4 protein-coding genes and 1 pseudogene are annotated in these 3,428 nt (G+C 69.9%); all 5 read left to right on the forward strand.

Features of this window, described 5'->3' with window-relative positions:
• Nucleotides 1-123: 123 nt before the first annotated feature.
• Nucleotides 124-453: pseudogene (gene rnpA / locus QH283_RS15635) on the forward strand (ribonuclease P protein component); the annotation flags it as partial.
• On the forward strand, nucleotides 450-761 hold the full coding sequence (yidD, locus tag QH283_RS15640; protein WP_280503720.1) for a membrane protein insertion efficiency factor YidD: 312 nt from the start codon (nucleotides 450-452) through the stop codon (nucleotides 759-761). The pseudogene rnpA and the gene yidD, both read left to right, overlap by 4 nt.
• Before the next feature lie 37 nt (nucleotides 762-798).
• The gene (gene yidC / locus QH283_RS15645) at nucleotides 799-1,896 is read left to right on the forward strand and encodes a membrane protein insertase YidC (protein WP_280503723.1); all 1,098 of its coding nucleotides are present in this window, start codon (nucleotides 799-801) and stop codon (nucleotides 1,894-1,896) included.
• A 36-nt stretch (nucleotides 1,897-1,932) separates the two neighbouring features.
• Entirely contained in the window at nucleotides 1,933-2,451 is a 519-nt protein-coding gene (locus tag QH283_RS15650) for a protein jag (protein WP_280503721.1), read from the forward strand.
• Between the two features lie 87 nt (nucleotides 2,452-2,538).
• On the forward strand, nucleotides 2,539-3,390 hold the full coding sequence (rsmG, locus tag QH283_RS15655) for a 16S rRNA (guanine(527)-N(7))-methyltransferase RsmG (RefSeq protein ID WP_280503722.1): 852 nt from the start codon (nucleotides 2,539-2,541) through the stop codon (nucleotides 3,388-3,390).
• Nucleotides 3,391-3,428: the final 38 nt, after the last annotated feature.

Below are 3,428 nucleotides of genomic sequence, written 5' to 3' on the forward strand. Positions count from 1 at the left end.
CGGGTGGGCGGTGGCCAGCTATTGGGGTGGGGGTATCTCGTCGCCCACGCGTTCGTGCACAGCTACGAGGGGGCGCGGACCGACGCGAGGGGCGACTAACTCGCGGACGCGGCCATCTCCCGCGACCCGGTGACGGCCGGGTCGCTCGTCCGCGTCGGCGGACCGAGGTTCGGATTGATCGTCAGCAAGGCGGTGGGCTCCGCGGTGGTTCGACACCGGGTGGCCCGCCGCCTGCGTCATATGTGCGCCACGATCGTCGACGAGCTTCCGGCCGACGCCGACGTCGTCATCCGCGCGTTGCCCGGCGCGGCCACCGCCGATCAGGCGGAGCTGGCCCGCCAGGTGCGCAGCGGACTGCGCAAGCTCGGACTCACCACCGGTACCGTCGGCGCACCCACCGGGCGGCCTCGTGGCACGGCGAGCGCGCGGACGCGAGCGGACCACCGCTCGTGAGATCCGCCGTCGCCGCCGTGACCCGGCTGCCCGCCCGGGCGCTCATCTTTCTGATCGAGCTGTATCGGACCTACGTCTCCCCCACCCGGATGCCGGTCTGCCGGTTCACGCCGACCTGCAGCGAGTACGCGGTCACCGCGCTGCGCACCAGAGGTCTCGTCGTCGGCCTCGGATTGGCAGCCGTGCGACTGCTCAAATGCGCGCCCTGGCACCCTGGTGGGTGGGATCCCGTTCCGGGACGCCGCCCACGCGGCCGGAACGCGGCAGTCGCCCACGACACGTCGGCGCCAGAAGCTTGTAAATGTTAGCCGCACGCGGTGACGGACGACGGGAGTGCATAGAGCCGTGCTCGACTTCATCTATTGGCCGGTGTCCTGGATCTTGTGGTTCTGGCACCGCGTGTTCGGGTTCGCCTTCGGCGCGGACAACGGTCTCACCTGGGCCCTGGCCGTGGTGTTCCTGGTGTTCACCCTGCGCCTGCTGCTCTACAAGCCCTTCGTCAAGCAGGTGCGCACCACCAAGCAGATGCAGGAACTGCAGCCCCAGATCAAGGAGCTGCAGAAGAAGTACAAGAACGACCGCCAGAAGATGGCGCTGGAGATGCAGAAGCTCCAGAAGGAGCACGGCTTCAACCCGCTGATGGGCTGCCTGCCGGTGCTGGCCCAGGTGCCGGTCTTCCTCGGCCTCTTCCACGTGCTGCGTTCGTTCAACCGCACCGGTCACGGCATCGGCCAGCTCGGCCTGTCTCCCGAGCTGAACGCCCAGCTGTCGAACTACGCCTTCTCCCCCGAGGACGTGCAGTCCTTCCTGCGGGCGCGCATCTTCGGCGCGCCGCTGGCGTCCCACATCACCGCGCCGCTGTCGGAACTACAGGCCTTCGCCGACTTCGGCGGCGTGCCGAGCAAGCTGAGCATCGCCCTGGTCGCCGTGCCGCTGATGATCATCGCGGGCATCGCGACCCACTTCAACGCCCGCGCCTCGGTCGCGCGGCAGTCCCCCGAGGCCGCCGCCAACCCGCAGGCCGCGCTGATGAACAAGCTCGCGCTGTACGTCTTCCCGCTCGGCGTGCTCGTCGGCGGCCCCTTCCTGATGATCGGCATCCTGCTCTACTGGGTCGCCAACAACATCTGGACCTACGGACAGCAGCACCTGGTGTTCGGCCGCATGGCCAAGGAGGAAGAGGCCAGGAAGCAGGCCAAGCTCGAGCAGCGGGCGCAGAACGCGCCGAAGCCGGGGGCCAAGCCGGTCAACACCAAGAAGAAGCCGGCCGCCGCCGCCGAGTCCGTGGCTTCCGAGGACGCCGAATCGGGTACTGCTTCCACCAATGGCACGCCGTCGTCCAACGGCACCGCTCCGAAGTCCGCCAAGGCGGGAGCGCGCAAGTCGGGCGGGCAGAAGCGCAACCCCAATCGGGGCAGGCCCAATCAGAAGCGCCGCCGCTGACCGTCACAGCCACCCGTGAGATTGAAGGAAAACGACATGACTGTTGAAACCGACGGAGTGAACGCCGACACCGACGATCTCGTCAGCGACGCCGAGGAAGCCCTCATCGAGGAAGGCGAGCTCGCCGGTGACTACCTCGAGCAGCTGCTCGACGTGCTCGACTTCGACGGCGACATCGATCTCGACGTCGAGGGCGATCGCGCGGTCGTCAGCATCGACGGCGGCCGCGATCTGTCCAAGCTCGTCGGTCGCAACGGCGAGGTGCTCGACGCGCTCCAGGAGCTGACCCGACTGGCGGTGCAGCAGGTGACCGGCGTGCGCAGCAGGCTGATGCTGGACGTGGCGGGGTGGCGGGCCAAGCGCCGCGCGGAACTGAGCGCGCTGGGCACCGAGGCCGCCAAGCGGGTGGCCGCCTCCGGCAAGCCGGAAGCGCTCGCGCCCATGACCCCCTTCGAGCGCAAGATCGTTCACGACGCCGTGGCCGCGGTCGATGGTGTCAGCAGCGAGAGCGAGGGCGTCGAGCCCAACCGGCACGTCGTGGTGGTGCCGGCCTGAGGCGGTGACGGACGCGGGTTTCCCACAGCGGGACCGCTGGTGATTGGATAGGCCTCTGGTCTTCGGACCGGGGGCCTTCTCCATCTCATGCACGCCCCGGCGCGATGCCCTCCCGGTGCCGCCGGACCCGAGCACGGAAGGACGTTTCACGTGGAACCAGATCTCGGTGGCAGCGCCGCGCGATCCGAATCGGACGCGCCGCCCGCCGCGGCCGCGCTGGTGTTCGGTGACCGGCTCGACATCGCGCGCCGCTACTACGACGCGCTGGCGACCGACGGAGTACAGCGCGGACTGATCGGGCCCCGCGAGGTGCCGCGCCTGTGGGAGCGGCACATCCTCAACTGCGCGGTGATCACCGAACTGATCCCCGAAGGCGTGAGCGTCGTCGACGTCGGCAGCGGCGCGGGCCTGCCCGGCATCCCCCTGGCCATCGCCCGCCCCGATCTGCGCATCACCCTCGTCGAGCCGCTGCTGCGCCGCACCGTCTTCCTCAGCGAGTTCATCGAGCAGACCGGCCTCGGCATCACGGTCGTGCGTGGCCGCGCCGAACACTCCGGCGTCACCAAGGAAGCGGGCGGCGCCGACATCGTCACCTCCCGTGCCGTCGCTCCCCTCGCCAAGCTCGCCCACTGGTCCCTGCCCCTGCTGCGCGACCACGGCCGCATGCTCGCCCTCAAGGGCGCCAGCGCCGCCGAAGAACTCGAGCGCGATCGCGAGGAACTCATCCGCCTCGGCGCGGGCAATTTCGAAGTCCTCGAATGCGGTGTCGGCATCGTCGACCCACCCACCGTCGTCCTGAGCGCCGAACTCCTCCCCCGCGGGGAGCGCCCTTCCCGCCACCGCGACAAGGCAGCGCGCCGCAAGGGCGACAAGCACCGCGACACCGTTGTGGACAAAGTGCGGCGGCGAGCCGGGAAGCCGGCCCGCGGCGGCGAGTGAAGCGCTCCCCAGGCGAGGGGGGCGGCCGGCCCCCGGCG

It is taken from the genome of Nocardia farcinica, from assembly GCF_029867845.1.
GTDB lineage: Bacteria > Actinomycetota > Actinomycetes > Mycobacteriales > Mycobacteriaceae > Nocardia > Nocardia farcinica_A.

Coding starts and splice junctions, on each gene's coding strand:
- rsmG (WP_280503722.1), top strand. CDS start 2,539: ATGCACGCCCCGGCGCGATGCCCTCCCGGTGCCGCCGGACCCGAGCAC.
- QH283_RS15650 (WP_280503721.1), top strand. CDS start 1,933: ATGACTGTTGAAACCGACGGAGTGAACGCCGACACCGACGATCTCGTC.